Origin of the sequence: Neobacillus rhizosphaerae, from assembly GCF_937468385.1 — a bacterium.
GTDB classification, from domain to species: domain Bacteria; phylum Bacillota; class Bacilli; order Bacillales; family Cytobacillaceae; genus Neobacillus; species Neobacillus rhizosphaerae.
Map to the genome: position 1 here is coordinate 33,242 of NZ_CALBWS010000007.1, position 18,362 is coordinate 51,603.

Sequence of the window (18,362 nt, forward strand, 5' to 3'; positions counted from 1 at the left end):
GTATTTGATAATTATTTAAAATTTATTGCCAGTATCAATATTTGCCTATAAAGAATGTGAGGATTTTTTTATTTTATGATATTATAGTGAGTGGAGTTTGTTACTACTAGTTGGGGGGATCTGGAGTGCAAGAAAATCAAAAAGTTTATGACATAACCATTATCGGAGGAGGCCCTGTCGGTCTTTTTACTGCCTTTTACGGAGGAATGAGACAAGCATCCGTGAAAATCATTGAAAGCTTACCACAGCTAGGCGGTCAATTATCGGCGCTCTATCCGGAGAAATATATTTATGATGTAGCTGGTTTTCCAAAAGTTCGTGCACAAGAGTTAATCAATAATTTAAAAGAACAGATGGCCAAGTTTGAACCTGCTGTCGCGCTTGAACAATCTGTTGAAAAGTTAGAAAAGCTTGAAGATGGTACTTTCAAACTAACGACTAATTCTGAGGTCCATTATTCTAAAACAATTATCATTACTGCTGGAAACGGTGCATTCCAACCACGCCGCTTAGAGCTTGAAAGTGCCGCCCATTATGACAAGAAAAACCTATACTATTTTATTGAAGATTTAAATCAATTTGCTGGTCAAAAAGTAGTGGTCTTTGGCGGCGGGGATTCAGCGGTTGACTGGGCCTTAATGCTTGAACCAATTGCTGAAAAAGTAACGATTGTTCACCGCCGGGATAAATTCCGTGCCCATGAGCACAGTGTTGAGAACTTGTACAATTCAAAAGTGGATGTAAAAACACCATTTGTTCCTGATGAATTGATTGGCGATGAAAATGGCAACATTAAGCAAGTAGTCCTTGGAAGTGTTGACGGAGAAAGCAAAGAAACGATTGATGTCGACGCCGTTATATGTAACTATGGCTTTGTTTCTTCACTTGGGCCAATTAAAGAATGGGGTCTTGAAATCGAAAAGAACTCGATTGTCGTGAATTCAAAAATGGAAACGAATACACCTGGTATTTATGCAGCTGGAGATATTTGCACCTATGATGGAAAAGTAAAATTAATTGCCTGCGGATTTGGTGAAGCACCAACAGCTGTAAACAATGCGAAAGCATTTATCGATCCAAAAGCAAAGATTCAGCCTCTGCACAGTTCATCGATGTTTAATAAATAAAAGTAAAAGGCGTCCAAAATCGGGCGCCTTTATTTTGTATATTAGCATTCCTCAGGTGTACCAGTTGCCGTTGCTGTACGGAACGATGACCCGCAGCCACATGATGCAATGGCATTTGGATTTTCGATGGTAAAGCCGCCGCCCATCATTGATTCTTTATAATCAATTTTCGTCCCTTGTAGAATAGAGGCACTCTCTTTATCAACTAGAACTTGGATCCCATGCTGCTCAAAATGAAGGTCCTCTTCCTTCACCTCATGGTCAAAGCCCATTCCATAGGATAGCCCGCTGCAGCCGCCGCCTTTTACACTGACACGTAAAAGAGCACCTTCTTCTTCGTTATGTTTCATCATATCCTTAATATGCAGTGACGCTGCTTCAGTTAATATAACTACATCTTTACTCATCATAATTCCCCCTTTTTTGAGGCTTTATATATAGTATATACACATAGGATTTAGGACTCAACTGATTAGATTCCAATAATATAATATATGACAGCTATATAAAAAGAGAGCGACCTTGCTCCCTTTAAATTAAAACATTGGATTTTCTTCCAGGTATTGATAAATATTATCGACCAGCACATCAGGTGTGCTCCCAGTTACGATCTCACCATTAACAAGAGCATAAAGAGTGGTGGCACATTTTCCACAATATCCGAGACATCCATATTCAATAATATCCAAGTTAGGATCTTTTTGTAGTTTTTCAAGTGCCTTTTGAGCACCATTTGCCAGGTTGCTAATACAAAATTCAATGATAGGTTTAATCATTGCTCTCACCTCTCCACAATTAATTATCCTACCCTAATTAACCCGCTAGGTCAATTACCATGCCCGTAGTGTACTGTCAAGAATAGCATGAAAAATGTTGTTATTTGGACACAATTTAGATATACTCTTATGAGGAAAAGAAACAGAATATTATTCTAATATATTTTATATGAAAACCGGATAAACAAAGGGGAAATAACCATGAAAAACCTTGTGATTCTCGGTGGTGGATACGGCGGGATGAAGATTCTAAACGAACTTCTTCCACACCATTTACCAGAAGACGTGACGATTACATTAATCGACCGAGTTCCATACCACTGCTTAAAAACGGAATACTATGCATTAGCTGCTGGAACGATTTCTGATAAAGAAATACGGGTTGCTTTCCCGGAACATCCTCGTTTAGAAGTGAAATACGGTGAAGTCACAGGCATCGATGCAAAGAATCAAAAAATAATCATCAAAGATGCAGAACCAGTTGCTTACAATGATTTAGTGATTGGACTCGGCTGTGAAGACAAATACCACGGTGTTCCCGGCGCAGACCAATTCACTTACAGTATCCAAAGCATTGATAAATCCCGGCTCACCTACTCTATATTAAACAATCTTGGACCAGGGTCTGTTGTCGGTATTGTTGGTGCAGGTTTGAGCGGAGTAGAGTTAGCAAGTGAATTAAGTGAAAGCCGTGAAGATCTAAACATCAAATTATTTGATCGTGGAAAACATATTCTATCATCGTTCCCAGAACGTTTAAGTAAATATGTTGAAAATTGGTTTATTAGAAACAATGTAGAAATTATCAATGGTTCCAATATTACCAAAGTGGAAGAAAATCGTATATATAATCACGACGAGGCAATAGATTGTGATGTGATTGTTTGGACCGCAGGAATTCAAGCAAACCAAATTGTTCGTAATATGGATGAAGAAAAGGATCAACTGGGGAGATTGATTATCACCCCGCTCCACCATTTGCCTTATGACGAACATGTTTTTATTGTCGGGGACTGTGCAAGCCTTCCACATGCTCCAAGTGCCCAATTGGCTGAAGGACAGGCTGAACAAATTGTTGAAGTCTTAAAAAGACGTTGGAAAGGCGAAGAGCCTCCTGCTTCCTTCCCACAAATTAAATTAAAGGGAATCCTAGGTTCCCTTGGGAAAAAGCATGGCTTTGGGATGATGGCCGATCGTCCTATCACAGGACGCGTCGCCCGCTTATTAAAATCAGGAATTCTATGGATGTACAAATTTCACAATGGGTAAAAAGAAAAGCGGAAGCGACCGTTTGATATTAATAAAAAGGACATTCCATTTGAATCTGGAATGTCCCTTTTTTACACTGCCTTATACCCATGTTTCTCAAGTTCGGCAAAAATAGTTTTTAAACGTGGGTTTCCTTCGCCAACTACTTTTTCTTTAATGACGACAACTGGATAAAACATATCCTCTTCGATTACTTTTTTTGCAAAATTAACTTTTTCACTATCTCCTACGGGCTGATAGATATCAACATATTTCATTTTAAAGGGCTGCTCGGGAAACTTTCTGGCAATGGCAGCTTCCAGCCATTCATAGGTTTCCTTAGACGAAGGTAAATTCACACAGCTTGGGCATAATTGTTCAGCACCATAAAGTACAATTTCCACTTCATTCGTATTCATATAACCATTCCCAACGTTTTTCTTATATTTTACAATAACTATAGCGTAAAAACTAAGAAATAGTTTTTAAATGTGTCTTTTCCTAATTTCTGAGAATGGATTTTTAACACCTTTGACATTATAATGTAGATAGGAAAGGAGTCGATTAACATGGAAGAACAAGCAATGTTTGAGCAAGTCCAAGAAGTATTAGATAAATTACGTCCATTTCTTCTTCGTGATGGCGGGGATTGCGAATTAGTAGATGTAGAGGATGGTATTGTTAAGCTCCGCTTGCTAGGTGCATGTGGCAGCTGCCCAAGCTCAACCATCACATTAAAAGCCGGCATCGAAAGAGCTCTTTTAGAAGAAGTTCCAGGCGTTGTCGAAGTAGAACAAGTATTTTAATAAAACCATAAAAAGCAGCGATTGCCAGTAGCGGCAATCGCTTTACTATTCTTCGATCTCGAATTAAACCCTAACTAAGGGCTTCCACTCTTTATTCACCAGTGTTTTTGGCTTGTTTCCCTCAAGGACGGCCTCGATATTATCAATACAGAGCTGCATCATCGCAGTTCTCGTTTCTACACTAGAGCTGCCAATATGCGGCAGAGCGACTACGTTTGGAAGCTGTAGCAATGGATGATTCGCATTAATTGGCTCCTTTTCAAACACATCGAGACCTGCCCCTGAAATTTCACCCGCCGCTAATGCCTCATATAAAGCCTGTTCATCCACAACCGGTCCTCTTGAAGCGTTAATAAAAATGGCAGACCGTTTCATTTGATTAAAGACTTCTCGAGTAAACATGTTTTTTGTTTCTTCCGTTAGCGGTGTTAAACAGACAATGTAATCTGACTTTCCAACAAGCTCTTCAAAAGATGCATACACTGCACCCAGCTGTTGCTCAACCTCGGGCTTTCTCGTCCGGTTATGATAAAGGATATTCATCTCAAATCCTTTCGCCCGTTTCGCAACAGCTTCACCAATTTTCCCCATACCGACAATCCCGATTGTCTTATGATGAATATCATGCCCTGCTAATAATAACGGACTCCAACTCTTCCAATTCCCTTCTTTCACAACCTCTGCTGCTTCAACAATCCTCCGTGCCGCTGCCATTAGCAAGCCGAACGTTAAATCAGCCGTAGTATCCGTCAGCACATCCGGTGTATTACAAATGGCAATCCCTTCTCTGCATGCTGTCTTTACATCAATATTGTCAAAACCAACAGCAAGGTTTGCGACAACCTTTAAATTTTTCCCTGCCGTTAAAACAGTTTCATTAATGGCATCGGACAACATTGTCATTAGGGCATCCGCTTTTCTTGCTTCTAACAACAATACCTCTTTCGGGACTGGAACATCTTCATGGTCCCACATTCCCACATCAAATTTTTGCTGCATTTCTTTTATTACTGAGTCTGGAAGCTTTCGCGTAATATAAATGTAAGGTCTCATGCTGCATTCCCTTTCTTTATTTTTATAGCTCATTTTATTTTATCACAATGGTATCGGGATTTTCGTCAAAGATTGCAGACTATTTAAAAAGCCATTCTAGCTGGGGCAGGTTCAAACGATTAATTGGCGCTCCGGCTATTTGAAAGAACCCAGCTAAAAACCGTTCATACTCGCTTGATTGTCTTAAAATCTTACTTAGCTGCTCCTCACAGATTTTCTTTTCCTGCTCGGAACGCGTTATATAATAATTTTCAATACATTCAAAGTAGTGAAGTGGAAAGATGATGCGCGAATATAATAATCGCCAAGAAAAGGAAGATAACGGTTCAATACTTTGGTACTCTGCAAAAAACTGCCTTAGGTCCACATCATAGGTTTGGAAATTACGAAAATATCTCTCCCTTGTCCACTCGGCTAAATCACGGCTTCGATGATCAAAAACCCAGTCAAACGGATTTTTAATCATATAATGGTTGCCCCATGTTTTTTGGGAAAAACGGTCATGACAAACAGTGCCGCTATCCGTTTCTAGTGGTTCATCATCAAGCTCCGTATCAACTAAATATTGAATAGCATTCTCCGTTAAACCAAGATAATAAGGGAACGAGTCAACAAACATTCGTTCAAACTCATCTTCCGGTGTTTGAAAAAGTAGACCATTCCAAACCTTTTCCATTTGCTCTAACCGCTTTTCCCACAACGACTTCCATTGTCCAATCCTGCTCGATCTCTCGATTTGAAAAGGAACTCTCCTGCCGCGGGCGTGGAATTTGGCAAGCTTCCGCCCAAGCCTTATTTTTCGTGGTTCATCGCTTTGCCGATTTGCTAGTACACAATATTTATTTTTTTCCCATTCTGAAATTAATTGGCCATCCTTTGTTGGCAAAAATAGGGGGACATGTAGATCCCCATAGTTTCTTAAATGCTCGGCAATTTTCCCAAGCTCGATAATATCATCTTCTTCTTTACCCGCCGGATTCGAAATGATATACAGCCAGCCATTCCCTCGTAGTGCATCAAAGGAATCTAATTTTACATATTCCTGTGCCGTGATGCCATACTGATTTTCAAGCATTTTTTGAAGCATCCGAGTCCCCACCTCTTCTTCAAACCTTTTCTTAAGTCATGTATATGTATTAGCCTTCGAAAACTTGTTGTTTTCACTTTTTTTTCGCAGAGAATGTTGCACGGAAAAGGCATATTTTGTATAGGACTATTACGCTCAAAATTGCATATCTTATGGAAATAGAGTATATATAGTGAAAATACAAAGAAAAGGTGATCAAAGGAATGGCTGACGATAAAAAAGTTGATCCTACCGAAGAAACCGCACGCAGATGGCTGAAAGAAAGAGGCGTCGAAGTTCAGGATATGGCCGATTTAGTTTTCTTTTTACAAGAAAAATATCATGAAAACTTAAAGATGGAAGACTGTTTGGCAAACGTGGAACGTGTCCTTTCTAAACGAGAGGTTCAAAACGCCATTATCACCGGAATCCAACTAGATGTGCTTGCTGAGAAAGGAATGTTAGAAGAGCCTCTCCAATCGATCATTGGCAGCGATGAGAGTCTTTATGGAGTTGATGAAATATTAGCCTTTTCGATTGTTAATGTTTATGGTTCCATTGGGTTCACGAATTATGGATACATCGATAAACTAAAGCCGGGGATATTAGCGCATTTAAATGATAAATCCACAGGGGAATGTCATACCTTTTTAGATGATATTGTGGGCGCGATAGCAGCTGCGGCATCAAGCAGACTGGCACATCGGGCTGCAAGAGCTGAGAAAGAAAAATAATAATCGATTGGCGAAGACAGATGCGAAGTTGCATTTATGCCTGAGAGGAAAGTTATCCTTTCTTTTCGGTCAAATTAAAAGGATGGGGCGCCCCCATCCTTTTGTTATATTTCCCACTGATCTAATGTATCAATTGTATAAGTCGGCATTCGCTCATAGCCGGCAAGCATTTCTTTCGTCGTCACACCGGTATGAACTAGTAGCGTGTCCATGCCGGCATTCATTCCTGCTAAGATGTCGGTATCATAATAATCGCCGACCATCAGCGTCTCTTCTTTTGCTGTGCCTAACACCTTTAATGCCTGCTCCATAATAATAGATTCTGGCTTGCCGATAAAGATCGGCTTTGTTTGCGTGGAAACAGTAATAACCGATGTTAGAGATCCATTGCCTGGCAGCAGTCCTCTTTCCGTTGGAATGGCAATGTCACCGTTGGTAGAAATAAATGTCGCACCGTTGCGCACGGCCAAACATGCGACGGTTAATTTTTCATAGCTGATGGAGCGATCAATCCCTACAACCACGAAGTCCGCCTTCTCCCCTGCCAATCGAAGTCCTTTTTCCTCTAGAGCCGCTCGAATTCCTTCTTCACCAATGACATAGACAGACGCGTCGTTTTTTAATTCAAAAATGTAATTTGCGGTTGCCTGGCTTGTCGTAAACACAAGCTTTTCTTCCGCTGGGATGTCAAAGTCAAGAAGTTTTTCAGCTACCTGTGCCGGCGTCCGCGATGAATTATTCGTAACGAATAAGTAAGGTATCCCTCTATCCCGAAGTTGTTTAACAAAATCAGAGGCTGCTTCAATCCGCTCTGTTCCTTTATACATGGTTCCATCTAAATCAATTAAATAACCTTTATAATTTTTCAAAAAAATCACTCCTATAAAAGTATCATGCCCATTTAAAAAAAGACCGCGCCTACGGTCTAGAAATTAGTTTTTAAATGCCGATACCGGCCCTAATTCATTAGCAAGGTAATCACGTACATTTTCAGTAAAAGTCACCAATTCAGGAAGATAGGTTGAAAATGACTGATGCAGCTCGCTATGATCGATTGCTATGTAATCTTGGACAAGTTTTTTGCGATATTGAATAAGGATTTTTAAACGTTCTCCTGTTTCCGCAGAATTAACTTTTTCATCGATTAAAATGTCAATAATGTCGTCATAGCTACCAGGGTCTCGCATGATAAAACCATCAATCATGGCATTTCCGACATCTAAAACAGACTCAATCATCATTTGGCTTAAACGCTCTAATGCTGCTTTTTCGAGTGGTGTTGACCAAGCCTTTTGGTTTCTGAAAAGAGTGACTTGTCCTTCTAAATAGATTAACGTTGCTTCAATTTTTTCCCTGTCAACAAAATACATATCATCCACTTCCTCCATTCTAAGTTGCCATACTATTTACCAGCGCAGATGGCCGTGCATAAAAATACCCTTGAGCTAGATCAACATTATGCCGCATGAGCACGGATGCTTCCTCTTCGTTCTCAATCCCTTCTGCGACTACTAATGAACCCGCTTCTCTTGCGATCAACATTATTCCCTTTAACATCGATTCTTTTAATGAATTCTTATCAATGTTTTGAATGACAGACCGGTCAATTTTAATAATATCGGGCATGATTTCACCAATTGTACTCAAACTGGAATAGCCGGCTCCTGTATCATCCATGGCAATCCGGAACCCCATTAATCTTAACATTTTAAGATTATAAATGAAATTCTTCAAGCCCTCGATGGAATCGGTTTCGGTCACTTCAAAGGTAATTTGCTTAGCTGAAATCCCTTTATATTGCTGCATTAGATTTTTCAAATCGCGGGTAAAGCGGATATTTCCAAGTGTCAGCGGTGTACAATTGACAAAGATATCTTGGCGGCATCTCGTTGCCTTTATTTGTCCTAAAACCTTTTCAATGACAATCATTTCAAGTTCATACAGCATACCTGTCTGCCGGGCAACGGAAAAAAGCGGTAATGGACTTTCTAAGAGCGTTCCTTTGGGGCCGCGGGTAAGCATTTCCAAGGCGCATATTTCTTTAGTTGCTATTTTAATAATCGGCTGTGCTAATAATATAATATCCTTTTTGGAAATAATTCTTTTGACTGAAAACACCATTTCATTAAATTCAGATTTGACTCTCTTCTCTGCCATTGCAATGGCCTGCCTATGGGCTCTTTCAATGGAATCGTTTAGTGAATAATACTTTTTTTCAACGAACATATAGCCTGTGACAAATATTGGCTGGATAGAAGGATAATGTTTATGCAGACTCCGCTCCACAAGAGAGGTAATTTTTTTCATAAGAGAATCGATCTCAGAGAGGCAAAGACGAGCATCGTCCACCTTTATGTATAGCGTCAAACTATCACCATAAAAATCATGAAGTGTAATGACATTCTGCTTCTCTATCTCCAATTCAACAGCGATGCGGAAAAATTTTTTTATCTGCTTTTTAAAATGCAAAAATACCGATTGACTTAGTTCTTCTGATAATTCGTTCATATTTTTTATATTAAAAACAAGAACAGCGACTTCACAACCATCATTAATGGCAGATGTTACTCCTTCTAAAACTGGATTCCGTAAAACAAACGGGGGAGGATAAAAACGAATGGACGACAGGGGTAATAAAAGTTTTCCCCATTGCATTACATTCGTAAATTTTTCCATGTTACGACGGACCATTAAATCATCCCTCTCAGAGGACATTATTCGAGATTTAGTAATATTATAACATAATTTGACATCCTTCGTATTTTTTCAACAGCAACATTCTTCAAATATTTGCATGAAATTTGTTTTAGGTCCCATCACTTTGATTAATTTGTTACTATATAGAAGATGTCAATTTATTAAAGGAGACCTTCTAAATGAAAGAACGCTTTTTTTTATATGATGATACAGAGGATACAAAAACAAGATTTGTCAGCTTTGTCGGAGAAAACCAACGATTTGATTTAGCCATCGTTCAAAGCAATCGCCATTACGGGAAGCAACTTGTCTTAGATATTCAGGGAAATCGCTTTGCGATTATTGGTCACGATGATTTACAAGAGGAAGGCTATTTAGAGCATGCGTTTCAATTAAATGAAGCAGATGCCGAGGAATTACGCTCCTTCTTAATGGAATTAGTCTAATGTCCGTTCATGTTTTTCGCGGCATCCGGCATACTAGTAGGTAAAAAGGAGCGTGAAAACATGACAGAAAAAGATTCAAAAATATCCACTGAATTATCGAATGTGGAGAAGCAGCAAAATTTCTTGACTGCACAAGAATTTCCAGAAGGACCTTATAGTTCATCGATTAGAGTTAACGATCCTGTTCAAAATAAAAGCACTCCATGGAAGGAAGGGCAGCGTTCTTATAGTGCTTTCAATTATGAAACCAAATCCCTGCACCAGGATTTACCAAGGCAGATGGATGGGGCACACCCCACACATGATGACCCGGATAAAGATGAACAGGAACCGTATGACAAATAATTGAATCAAAAAAAACGAAGGGTTCAGTCCCTTCGTTTCATTTTTTTACTTTTTTCAATACAAAATAAGCACAGCCGAAATTACAGTACTCATAAAGGTACTCACTTAATGTACTTATTTTTGAATCAAAGGTTGCCTTTTGATTTTGGTCATCAAAAAAACCCTTTAACCTGAGCTGTCCATAACCCCAATCCCCGACGATATAATCATATCTCGATAATATATCACTATACCTTGCTTTAAGAGCTTCTTCATTAAAACCGTTCCGATGTTCCTGCACTATTTCATACATCGTATTATTAATTACAAACATACCTTCTCACACCTCTTTTACCAAACAATTCCTACTATCATTATAACCAATTCCCCATCAATTGCTAAGAAAAAAAATCTTCCCTTTGGCTATTCTAATAAGAGGAGGTGAATAAGTTGAAAAAATTAATCATAATCATGGGATTATGTACCTTAACAGCCTTAACCGGCTGCTCAAAGGATATGGCGGGTCGTGATGTATATGAGGAAAGCGGCAACACCATTAACGTCAACAATAAAAGGCATGATCTTTATAATGAAGGAGCCAGCCGTGGCGTTCGGAATGTTAGCAATAACTACGGCTTTGTCCGTCACCAAAAGAGTCCGTTGATGAATGATAATTCAGCTAATAACCACTATACAGCGTTAGACCGTGAGCAGGTTGCTAATGCCATTAGTAAATACAGTACCAATATTCCCCATGTGAACGATGTAGCAACACTTGTCACCGATCAGGAAGTACTTATTGCCTATCAAACCGATTCAAAGGATAGGAATTTAACAGCGGATCAGGTGAAGAAAACCGCGATGTCAATTGTTCCTAGATATTACCACGTTTACGTCACAGACAATAAAGTGTTAATACGGGATGTGGAAAATCTCGCTAATCTGGATTCAACAAGCAGGAATTCCCGCAATTTGGTCAGTGGGCTGATTACCCAAATGAAAAAATCTCCACAAGGATTGCGAATGAACGCGAGTGAAGATGAAAATGGTCTCACCCCAGATGACCATAATATAAAAAGACGCTAATCAAAAGAGTTCAGACCCAAGGTTTTGGGCTGAACTCTTTACTATTTATGCTTCTTTTGCTTCTTTTTCACCTAATAATTGTTTATGCTTTGCCGCGGCATTAACCTGCTCGTCAGCATGGTAGGAAGAACGAACAAGCGGACCTGCCTCACAGTGGCTAAAGCCCTTGCTAAGAGCAATTTGCTGCAATTCCTTAAATTCATCAGGGGAATAATATTTTTCAACCTTTAAATGACTCCTTGTTGGCTGTAAATATTGTCCAATGGTCATGATATCTACATTGTTTGTTCGTAAATCATCCATCACTTCAATAATTTCTTCTTTTGTTTCACCAAGTCCAATCATTAAGCTTGATTTTGTCGGGATCGTTGGCTGCATCTCCTTTGCTCGGCGGAGAAACTCAAGTGAACGGTCATATTTTGCACGCGCCCTTACTCTTGGGGTCAAGCGTCTTACCGTCTCAATATTATGATTTAAGATATCTGGTTTAGCATCCATTAACAGCTGTAAATTTTCTTCTTTGCCGCCCATATCGGAAGGAAGAACTTCAATACTAGTAAATGGACTTTTGCGACGGATCGCGCGAACGGTTTCTGCAAAAACAGCGGCCCCGCCATCCTTTAAATCATCACGGGCAACTGCTGTAACAACTACATGCTTAAGGTTCATCAATTGAACAGAGTCTGCAACCCTCTCTGGTTCCTGCAAATCCAGTTCAGTCGGCAGCCCTGTTTTTACCGCACAAAAGCGACAAGCACGGGTACATGTATCCCCTAGAATCATGAAGGTTGCCGTTCTTCTTTCGGCCCAGCATTCATGAATATTAGGGCAGCGAGCTTCCTCACACACGGTATGAAGATTTTTTTCACGCATCATTTTCTTTAATCCAGTGTAAGCTTCATTCGTGTTCAGCTTTATTTTTAGCCAATCCGGCTTTCTTAATATTTCTTCTTTCTTACTCATTCTTACACCCCTTGAATTTCTATTATTACTTATGGATAAGTGAGTTCTTCTGAATCACTTTAACATACTGCAAATAGAACGACAAGCAGGCTAGCTTTACTTTCGGATTACCAATTATTAACCCTAATGAAATTGCTTAGAAGTCATAAACTAAACTTGTACATTAACTAGAAGGAGGATTCCTGGTGCGTACTGCTGTCATAATTGGAACTTTCCTTTTATTCTTTTTCTTTTCATTGGCTGTTAGAGATGCTCATGCAAAAGAATCTGTTCCCTATCAGGAAAGAATGATGCTTTATCAAAAGATTGAAACGGTTACGCAAATTCCTTGGTATTACTTAGCAGCCGTTGATCAATATGAAAGAAGTATCCGCTTTGCCCGTCGCGATTTGCCAAAACCAGAAAGCACAATTGCCATTTATTTTAGACCTGAACAATGGGCCGGTTTAACGAACCCTAATATTAAGGAGGAAAAACCTGCTGTTATCCAGTTTTTTGATGGGATTGGTGGCGATGGGGATGGGGATGGAAAAGCGAGTTTAAAGAATGACGAGGATGTTTTATATTCGTTTGCCAAATATCTTCTTTCATATGGGGTCGATGATGATAATCTAAAAATTGGATTATGGAATTACTATCACCGTGATAAGACCGTAGGAATTATCGTGGGAAAGGCAAAAATATATCGTCATTTTGGCCGGATTAATTTAGATAAACAAGTATTCCCTGTGCCGATTCGCTCAAATCACAGCTATCGCAGTACCTGGGGGGATGCACGTGGCTGGGGCGGAAGAAGGATCCATGAAGGGACTGATATTTTTGCCGGCTATGGGGTCCCTGTTCGAGCTACCAGCTATGGGATTATTGAAATGAAAGGCTGGAACAAGTTCGGCGGCTGGAGAATCGGTATCCGTGACATTAATAACACGTATCATTATTTTGCTCATCTCAGTGGCTTTGCGAAGGATTTGAAGGTCGGACAAATCGTCGAGCCAGGCATGGTCATTGGAGGTGTCGGTAGCTCCGGGTACGGTCCACCAGGAACCTCAGGGAAATTCCCGCCCCATTTACATTATGGGATGTACAAAGACAATGGGATTACAGAATGGTCGTTTGACCCCTACCCGCATTTGGCCAAATGGAAGCGTCTTGAACGGATGAATACGAAGAAGAAATAAGGACTTCCATCGGTGGACAGTCCTTATTAATTTCCAGACTTATCTTTAGGGAGTTGAAGAGAAGGTGGAGAGCTGTTTCCTCCATTATAATATTGTGGGACAACTCCCTGTACTAACGTTCCACCCACAAAAATGCTTTGGTCCAGTTTGGTTATTTTTGTAGCAAAGGGCGTAATGATTCGAACAGACACTTCTAAATGAATGGAAACATCTATCCATGTATTATTAATCCCGATAGGTTTAGGATCTATTTTTACATCCGGACGGACATCACCAATGGCATTAAATTTCACCGGAATTTTAGGACCTAAATTACCGAATAAGGCAATATTGGTTGCTTGACCGATTGGGACATACCAAACAATCCCATCTGAGTGTTTCGTGACGTTTGTTTCAATTTCCACATCGGTTACATGCTCTAACGATGAAAGGTCGCCTTTTTCTGCAGCTGTTAAGTTCTTTTGGATCTGACTTGTTATTTCAGATAATTTCCGATTGACGATCTCTGTTTTTAAATTAGCACTTGGTGCACTTCCGTCAGGGCCTGGAGTTATTTCAATTACATTATTAACATCCCCAAAGTCCACTGCCTTTTTACTAATCGCTTTATTTATTACCAATGAAGCTATTTTTCTGGTTTGTGACTCAGCATATCCCATGAGTATTGGCTCGATGCCTTTATTGACGAGCCATAAACCGGTAGCAGTGGAGAAAAGAAAAAAAACAAATGATAACAGAAGGACATAGCGGAAAGGCAGTTGTCCACGCCACTTGCGCCGTCTACGAAACTTCGCCAAGAAAATCACCCCTTCTTGCTATATGTATGCTTGAAGAAGAGGAACTAGCCTATTAAATTTTATGATAAAAAACGGCACCCTTTATCTCAACATATCAAAAAAAGCCTGCTACCCAAGCAGACTTTTAAATCATTTTCAGTAATGCATCCTTACCGATCATACCCTGATGAATACCTAATTCCTCTGCCTCCAAGGTAACTGACTCTAACGGAGCATTAAGAAGCTGATCAATCGTTCTTACTCCGACAGCCCGGCCGGCAATAATCTTGCGATCCTTTAATTTTTCATTTAATAAGCCAACGTCTAAGGCACCGCACATGATATATCCCTTATCGCTTGAGACTGCAAGCAAGGTTGTTTTTGGAAGTAAAACCGAAACCGCCAAAAAAGTATGGCCATTAATTTCAATAGGTAAAAGATCAATCAAAGGTTCACACACTCCTTTCCTCCCTACCACTTTATGATAATAGTTAAAAAAGCGTGTATTACAATAAAAGCTCCAGCGCCTTGGCGTTGAAGCTAGGCAAGTCATAGGTCCCTTTGCAATTTCCATTTTAAAATATCCCGCAGAAATTCCGGCAGAAAGTATTTTTTTTGCTTATATGGAAGGACTTCTTTAAAAAAATGGCCAAACGTGAACATATCTGGAAGGGCTAATGTGTAGGTCTTTTCATAGTTTAATTCACTACCATCTACAAAAATCGTGTTCCCTTGAAAGCTAATCCGATCATATACAAATACCCCCAAGATCGTTCCTCTGAAACCTAGGCCTTTTATATGCTTATGGTGTATACCCTCATCCTTCGATTCCCTCAAAATCTCAAATAACTCCTTGCCTGTCAGTTCAACCACACACGGATTAATCGGATGGGGGCAAATCGTAAGTAGGTCATAATCAGTAACATCGCCTGCTAATGGGCCTAATAGCAAGCCTGCGTTAATCATGGCACAATCGGCGCTACACCATTCTCTTAACGCCTTGCAAAGAAAAAGTGATAGCTCCGTTTCCTGGAAAGGATCATTCGGCATTTGTTTAATAAGAGAAGTGACTTTTTGATTTAACAGTTCCTTCCCTTTTTTTAAATAAGCATCAATTTGCTCTTGTTCATTTGGAACAAGAGGTAGCTCCTTAACGTCATAGAGTATGGCGCTTTTGCTCTTTATTGCTTTTTGTTCATCTAAGCTAAGGGTAATATGACCGACAAAATAACCATACTTCCCTGCAGCCCCGAGGAGTGTATTGCCTATTTGCTTTCCTTCTTCTAGAATATGATGGGTATGGGCACCCAAAATAACATCGATGTCAGGAAATTCTACAGCGATTTGTTCATCCTCATGAAGCCCCAGATGAGAGAGTAGTATGATGACATCAGCATCGTCCTTTAATGAATTAAGCCATTTTTTCAGCTCAGACAGCGGTTCTGTCAGATTCCAGCCGAGCAATTCATAAAGCTGGACGAAGGGGGCCGTTAAACCGATAACGCCTATCCGTGTACCCTTTTTCGTATGATAGATGTTGTAAGGTTTTATCCAACTAGGATATTCCTCTTTATTTTTATGAAGGTTCGCAACCAGGACATCGAACTCAGCTTCGTCATATAGGTGATTTAAATTTTCATAGGGAAGGTTAACCCCCTCATTATTGCCAATTGTGACGGCTGTAAATTCGCACTCATTTAACAGGGTAATATTCCCCTGCCCTTTCGTCGCCTCTGTATATGGATGCCAGCGATCAATAAAATCACCAATGTCAAACAGGAAAACATCTTCTCCCTCTTCTTGATGCATGGCATTTTTCTGTGATAAAAACTGTTGAATGCGAGGCCAATTTTCAAAGTGGCTGTGAACATCATTTGTATGATAAATATGGATCGTTTCCATTTTGCTTTACCCTGTAATCCCTTGGTAGATTAAACGGATACCAACAACGATAAGAATAATTCGGATGATCCAGACAATCGTTTTACTTTTTAACTTCGTGTTTAAAAATACACCAACCTTTGCGCCAATCCAAGCTCCAGGAACTAATGCTAAAGCGTAGAGCCAATTCACATTTCCTAAGGCAATATGTGTGATCGAGCTTAAGATAGATGTTGGTAAAATCATAAACATCGATGTAGCTGTGGCCACGTGCGGAGGGAAGAAAAACAATAAAATCATCGTTGGCACCATTAACGAACCGCCGCCAATTCCAAATATCCCTGACAAAAATCCAACAACAAAGGAAATAAGAATTCCTATGAACGGACTAAAACCATATTCTAAGCTCATGCCGCTATTATCGGTAAAAGTACGGACAATGCCCTTATCTTTTCGATAGGGAATCGGTTTTAATTTTTCTTTAACTACCAAAACTAGCGATACAAAAAGAATAAAAACTCCGAAATAAATATTAAACGAGTGCAAATCCAGCTTTTCAGTGACATAGGCACCTAAGATACTCCCCGGACCGCTTCCTATTAGGAAAATCAAGCCGCTTTTATAATCAATTGTCTTATGTTTCATGTAGGATAACGTTGAAGATAGCCCTGTGAAAATCATTGTAAATAGGGAGGTTCCTACTACCACCTGTGGTGTAAGATGGCTGAAAGTTGATAATGTCGCTAAATAAAGTAAGGTAGGAACAATAATAATTCCTCCTCCCATGCCGATCAATGAACCTAGTGAGCTCGCTATCAGCCCTACAATAACTAAGATAATCCATTCCATGTTTTCACCCTCTAAATCTGTGTTGTGAAGCTTTATGTTTTGTCCAACTGTCTCAAGACGTCTTTAAGTAACTTAACACTAAAAAAAGTCGGCGTCTAGGTCAGGCGGCCGGCTATTAAAATAAATCATGCTGTCTTGGATGGGACCGCTTCCTAAATTAATTCATGCTTTTCTTGAATAGGACGGCTTCCTATATTAATGCATGCCTTTCTTGGATAGGACGGCTTCCTATAAGAAAAGCGCAAGCGCCCGTTTAGCGGCGTATGGACTGGAGCTCTTTGACTGAGATAAAGGAAACACGGAGAGCGAAAGCGATCCGATGTTGACTTATCGTAGGGAAAAGGGCGAAGTACACTAGCCGCTGGGCGCTGGAGCTGGACAATTCTCAAAGTCGAAAATTTTATACTTTCTTATCTTTTAAATAAATCCAGCTGTCTTGGAGCAAGTCCTTGGTATTCTATTTGCAAAAGATTCATCATTTCCTTGGCATTATCGGCCGCATCCCCGCCGGAGTTGTTGTTAAACAGGAGATAAACATTTAAGCTATCCTTGGCTAATTTTCGAATTGAATTTGCCCATTGTTGCAGTTCTTGTTGGTTATAGCGATAAAGATAGCGTACCTCACGCCAATTTTCGGCATTCCGTTTTTGCCAGCCATGAACGTTTCGGCCATGAAATCTTACCAAAACTTTATCAGGATTGATGTTCTCTAATACCGTTGGAATGGAGCCCTCCCCAGATTGCGGTTCATCACAGATACTATGAATCCAGTTTTGTGTTTTTATAAAATCAAGTGTTTTTTGATAAAATTGAGGCGCGAACCAAGATTGGTGTCTGAACTCCAAGGCACAGGGGGTGTCCCCCATTTCATTCCTACACCATCTTAAGTATTCAACATTTTCTCGTTTACATGTAAACCAGGGTGGAAATTGGAAGAGGACCATGGCCAATTTATTTGTTTCTATGTAGGGTTCCAATGACTCTTTAAAGGCATTAAACATCGCTTGTCTGTTTTCAAATGGGATTTCACCACGCAAATGCCCGGTCATTCCTTGGTAGGCTTTGACGATAAACTGGAAGCCTGCTGGTGTTTCATTGACCCACTTCTCAGCATTTCTTTTTGGCTGAATCGCATAAAAAGCCGAATCCACTTCCACTATCGGAAAATGGCCTGCATATTCCTTTAATTTACCTCTAGAAGAGATTTGACCTGAATATAGGCTGTCATGGTCGCCCCAGCCTGTTACACCGATGTAGATCATAACTGTCCCCCCCATAACTAATATTAGCATAACTTTTTTACTTCTATCTGCTAGGGCAATAAATAATGATAATAACCTGATTAATTAGTA

At 39.9% G+C, this 18,362-nt stretch carries 23 protein-coding genes; 8 read left to right on the forward strand and 15 right to left on the reverse strand.

What is annotated here, in order from left to right:
• Positions 1 to 125: 125 nt before the first annotated feature.
• Complete coding sequence (locus M5A78_RS07735; RefSeq protein ID WP_248734711.1) at positions 126 to 1,127, forward strand: NAD(P)/FAD-dependent oxidoreductase; 1,002 nt, start codon at positions 126 to 128, stop codon at positions 1,125 to 1,127.
• A 41-nt stretch (positions 1,128 to 1,168) separates the two neighbouring features.
• Here the strand turns inward: M5A78_RS07735 and M5A78_RS07740 are convergent, their stop codons facing one another.
• On the reverse strand, positions 1,169 to 1,534 hold the full coding sequence (locus M5A78_RS07740; protein ID WP_248734819.1) for a HesB/IscA family protein: 366 nt from the start codon (positions 1,532 to 1,534) through the stop codon (positions 1,169 to 1,171).
• A gap of 129 nt (positions 1,535 to 1,663) precedes the next feature.
• Positions 1,664 to 1,903 carry a YuzB family protein gene (locus M5A78_RS07745; protein ID WP_248734712.1) on the reverse strand — a complete coding sequence of 80 codons (240 nt, stop codon included), beginning with the start codon at positions 1,901 to 1,903 and terminating at the stop codon, positions 1,664 to 1,666.
• Between the two features lie 201 nt (positions 1,904 to 2,104).
• Between M5A78_RS07745 and M5A78_RS07750 the strand changes: the two genes are divergently transcribed.
• Positions 2,105 to 3,172, forward strand: coding sequence for an NAD(P)/FAD-dependent oxidoreductase (locus M5A78_RS07750; protein ID WP_248734713.1), 1,068 nt, complete (start codon positions 2,105 to 2,107; stop codon positions 3,170 to 3,172).
• 71 nt (positions 3,173 to 3,243) lie between these two features.
• Here the strand turns inward: M5A78_RS07750 and M5A78_RS07755 are convergent, their stop codons facing one another.
• On the reverse strand, positions 3,244 to 3,570 hold the full coding sequence (locus M5A78_RS07755) for a YuzD family protein (RefSeq protein WP_248734714.1): 327 nt from the start codon (positions 3,568 to 3,570) through the stop codon (positions 3,244 to 3,246).
• A 150-nt stretch (positions 3,571 to 3,720) separates the two neighbouring features.
• Here M5A78_RS07755 and M5A78_RS07760 point away from each other — a divergent pair, with 150 nt between their 5' ends.
• Complete coding sequence (locus M5A78_RS07760) at positions 3,721 to 3,957, forward strand: NifU family protein (protein WP_248734715.1); 237 nt, start codon at positions 3,721 to 3,723, stop codon at positions 3,955 to 3,957.
• Between the two features lie 63 nt (positions 3,958 to 4,020).
• Here M5A78_RS07760 and M5A78_RS07765 read toward each other — a convergent pair whose 3' ends face one another.
• The gene (locus M5A78_RS07765) at positions 4,021 to 5,010 is read right to left on the reverse strand and encodes a 2-hydroxyacid dehydrogenase (protein WP_248734716.1); all 990 of its coding nucleotides are present in this window, start codon (positions 5,008 to 5,010) and stop codon (positions 4,021 to 4,023) included.
• Positions 5,011 to 5,089: 79 nt separating this feature from the next.
• Positions 5,090 to 6,097 (reverse strand): spore coat putative kinase YutH, encoded by a 1,008-nt coding sequence (gene yutH / locus M5A78_RS07770; protein WP_248734717.1) that lies wholly within the window; start codon positions 6,095 to 6,097, stop codon positions 5,090 to 5,092.
• 203 nt (positions 6,098 to 6,300) lie between these two features.
• Here yutH and M5A78_RS07775 point away from each other — a divergent pair, with 203 nt between their 5' ends.
• Complete coding sequence (locus M5A78_RS07775) at positions 6,301 to 6,810, forward strand: phosphatidylglycerophosphatase A family protein (protein WP_248734718.1); 510 nt, start codon at positions 6,301 to 6,303, stop codon at positions 6,808 to 6,810.
• Between the two features lie 104 nt (positions 6,811 to 6,914).
• Here M5A78_RS07775 and M5A78_RS07780 read toward each other — a convergent pair whose 3' ends face one another.
• From M5A78_RS07780 to M5A78_RS07790, 3 genes are all read right to left on the reverse strand, one after another.
• Positions 6,915 to 7,679: a TIGR01457 family HAD-type hydrolase gene (locus M5A78_RS07780; protein WP_248734719.1), complete on the reverse strand. Its 765-nt coding sequence runs from the start codon at positions 7,677 to 7,679 to the stop codon at positions 6,915 to 6,917.
• A 63-nt stretch (positions 7,680 to 7,742) separates the two neighbouring features.
• Positions 7,743 to 8,180, reverse strand: a complete 438-nt coding sequence (locus tag M5A78_RS07785; protein ID WP_248734720.1) for a DUF86 domain-containing protein — start codon at positions 8,178 to 8,180, stop codon at positions 7,743 to 7,745.
• A gap of 19 nt (positions 8,181 to 8,199) precedes the next feature.
• The gene (locus tag M5A78_RS07790) at positions 8,200 to 9,501 is read right to left on the reverse strand and encodes an EAL domain-containing protein (protein WP_248734721.1); all 1,302 of its coding nucleotides are present in this window, start codon (positions 9,499 to 9,501) and stop codon (positions 8,200 to 8,202) included.
• Positions 9,502 to 9,686: 185 nt separating this feature from the next.
• Between M5A78_RS07790 and M5A78_RS07795 the strand changes: the two genes are divergently transcribed.
• Positions 9,687 to 9,953 (forward strand): DUF3055 domain-containing protein, encoded by a 267-nt coding sequence (locus M5A78_RS07795; RefSeq protein WP_248734722.1) that lies wholly within the window; start codon positions 9,687 to 9,689, stop codon positions 9,951 to 9,953.
• 60 nt (positions 9,954 to 10,013) lie between these two features.
• Positions 10,014 to 10,298 (forward strand): cytosolic protein, encoded by a 285-nt coding sequence (locus M5A78_RS07800; RefSeq protein WP_248734723.1) that lies wholly within the window; start codon positions 10,014 to 10,016, stop codon positions 10,296 to 10,298.
• 37 nt (positions 10,299 to 10,335) lie between these two features.
• On the opposite strand, the gene M5A78_RS07805 is transcribed toward M5A78_RS07800, so the two are convergent.
• Positions 10,336 to 10,611, reverse strand: coding sequence for a YutD family protein (locus tag M5A78_RS07805; protein WP_248734724.1), 276 nt, complete (start codon positions 10,609 to 10,611; stop codon positions 10,336 to 10,338).
• A 116-nt stretch (positions 10,612 to 10,727) separates the two neighbouring features.
• On the opposite strand from M5A78_RS07805, the gene M5A78_RS07810 reads away from it, so the two are divergent.
• Positions 10,728 to 11,363 (forward strand): YhcN/YlaJ family sporulation lipoprotein, encoded by a 636-nt coding sequence (locus M5A78_RS07810; RefSeq protein ID WP_248734725.1) that lies wholly within the window; start codon positions 10,728 to 10,730, stop codon positions 11,361 to 11,363.
• A gap of 45 nt (positions 11,364 to 11,408) precedes the next feature.
• Here M5A78_RS07810 and lipA read toward each other — a convergent pair whose 3' ends face one another.
• On the reverse strand, positions 11,409 to 12,359 hold the full coding sequence (gene lipA / locus M5A78_RS07815; protein ID WP_264760448.1) for a lipoyl synthase: 951 nt from the start codon (positions 12,357 to 12,359) through the stop codon (positions 11,409 to 11,411).
• Positions 12,360 to 12,511: 152 nt separating this feature from the next.
• Between lipA and M5A78_RS07820 the strand changes: the two genes are divergently transcribed.
• Positions 12,512 to 13,504, forward strand: coding sequence for a M23 family metallopeptidase (locus M5A78_RS07820; RefSeq protein ID WP_406603678.1), 993 nt, complete (start codon positions 12,512 to 12,514; stop codon positions 13,502 to 13,504).
• A gap of 26 nt (positions 13,505 to 13,530) precedes the next feature.
• On the opposite strand, the gene yunB is transcribed toward M5A78_RS07820, so the two are convergent.
• The 5 genes from yunB to M5A78_RS07845 form a co-directional block, all read right to left on the reverse strand.
• Positions 13,531 to 14,301, reverse strand: coding sequence for a sporulation protein YunB (gene yunB / locus M5A78_RS07825; RefSeq protein ID WP_248734727.1), 771 nt, complete (start codon positions 14,299 to 14,301; stop codon positions 13,531 to 13,533).
• Between the two features lie 124 nt (positions 14,302 to 14,425).
• Positions 14,426 to 14,728 carry a YunC family protein gene (locus tag M5A78_RS07830; protein WP_248734821.1) on the reverse strand — a complete coding sequence of 101 codons (303 nt, stop codon included), beginning with the start codon at positions 14,726 to 14,728 and terminating at the stop codon, positions 14,426 to 14,428.
• Between the two features lie 101 nt (positions 14,729 to 14,829).
• On the reverse strand, positions 14,830 to 16,182 hold the full coding sequence (locus M5A78_RS07835) for a bifunctional metallophosphatase/5'-nucleotidase (protein WP_248734728.1): 1,353 nt from the start codon (positions 16,180 to 16,182) through the stop codon (positions 14,830 to 14,832).
• Between the two features lie 6 nt (positions 16,183 to 16,188).
• Positions 16,189 to 17,010, reverse strand: coding sequence for a sulfite exporter TauE/SafE family protein (locus tag M5A78_RS07840; RefSeq protein WP_248734729.1), 822 nt, complete (start codon positions 17,008 to 17,010; stop codon positions 16,189 to 16,191).
• A gap of 410 nt (positions 17,011 to 17,420) precedes the next feature.
• Entirely contained in the window at positions 17,421 to 18,272 is an 852-nt protein-coding gene (locus M5A78_RS07845; RefSeq protein WP_248734730.1) for a DUF72 domain-containing protein, read from the reverse strand.
• Positions 18,273 to 18,362: the final 90 nt, after the last annotated feature.

Excerpts from the sequence above, each read along its gene's own strand:
- M5A78_RS07795 (WP_248734722.1), top strand. The coding sequence starts at position 9,687 with ATGAAAGAACGCTTTTTTTTATATGATGATACAGAGGATACAAAAACA.
- M5A78_RS07745 (WP_248734712.1), bottom strand. The coding sequence starts at position 1,903 with ATGATTAAACCTATCATTGAATTTTGTATTAGCAACCTGGCAAATGGT.
- M5A78_RS07845 (WP_248734730.1), bottom strand. The coding sequence starts at position 18,272 with ATGATCTACATCGGTGTAACAGGCTGGGGCGACCATGACAGCCTATAT.
- M5A78_RS07790 (WP_248734721.1), bottom strand. The coding sequence starts at position 9,501 with ATGGTCCGTCGTAACATGGAAAAATTTACGAATGTAATGCAATGGGGA.
- yutH (WP_248734717.1), bottom strand. The coding sequence starts at position 6,097 with ATGCTTCAAAAAATGCTTGAAAATCAGTATGGCATCACGGCACAGGAA.
- M5A78_RS07750 (WP_248734713.1), top strand. The coding sequence starts at position 2,105 with ATGAAAAACCTTGTGATTCTCGGTGGTGGATACGGCGGGATGAAGATT.
- M5A78_RS07840 (WP_248734729.1), bottom strand. The coding sequence starts at position 17,010 with ATGGAATGGATTATCTTAGTTATTGTAGGGCTGATAGCGAGCTCACTA.
- M5A78_RS07755 (WP_248734714.1), bottom strand. The coding sequence starts at position 3,570 with ATGAATACGAATGAAGTGGAAATTGTACTTTATGGTGCTGAACAATTA.
- M5A78_RS07760 (WP_248734715.1), top strand. The coding sequence starts at position 3,721 with ATGGAAGAACAAGCAATGTTTGAGCAAGTCCAAGAAGTATTAGATAAA.
- M5A78_RS07805 (WP_248734724.1), bottom strand. The coding sequence starts at position 10,611 with ATGTTTGTAATTAATAATACGATGTATGAAATAGTGCAGGAACATCGG.
- M5A78_RS07740 (WP_248734819.1), bottom strand. The coding sequence starts at position 1,534 with ATGAGTAAAGATGTAGTTATATTAACTGAAGCAGCGTCACTGCATATT.
- M5A78_RS07765 (WP_248734716.1), bottom strand. The coding sequence starts at position 5,010 with ATGAGACCTTACATTTATATTACGCGAAAGCTTCCAGACTCAGTAATA.
- M5A78_RS07800 (WP_248734723.1), top strand. The coding sequence starts at position 10,014 with ATGACAGAAAAAGATTCAAAAATATCCACTGAATTATCGAATGTGGAG.
- M5A78_RS07775 (WP_248734718.1), top strand. The coding sequence starts at position 6,301 with ATGGCTGACGATAAAAAAGTTGATCCTACCGAAGAAACCGCACGCAGA.
- M5A78_RS07835 (WP_248734728.1), bottom strand. The coding sequence starts at position 16,182 with ATGGAAACGATCCATATTTATCATACAAATGATGTTCACAGCCACTTT.
- M5A78_RS07785 (WP_248734720.1), bottom strand. The coding sequence starts at position 8,180 with ATGTATTTTGTTGACAGGGAAAAAATTGAAGCAACGTTAATCTATTTA.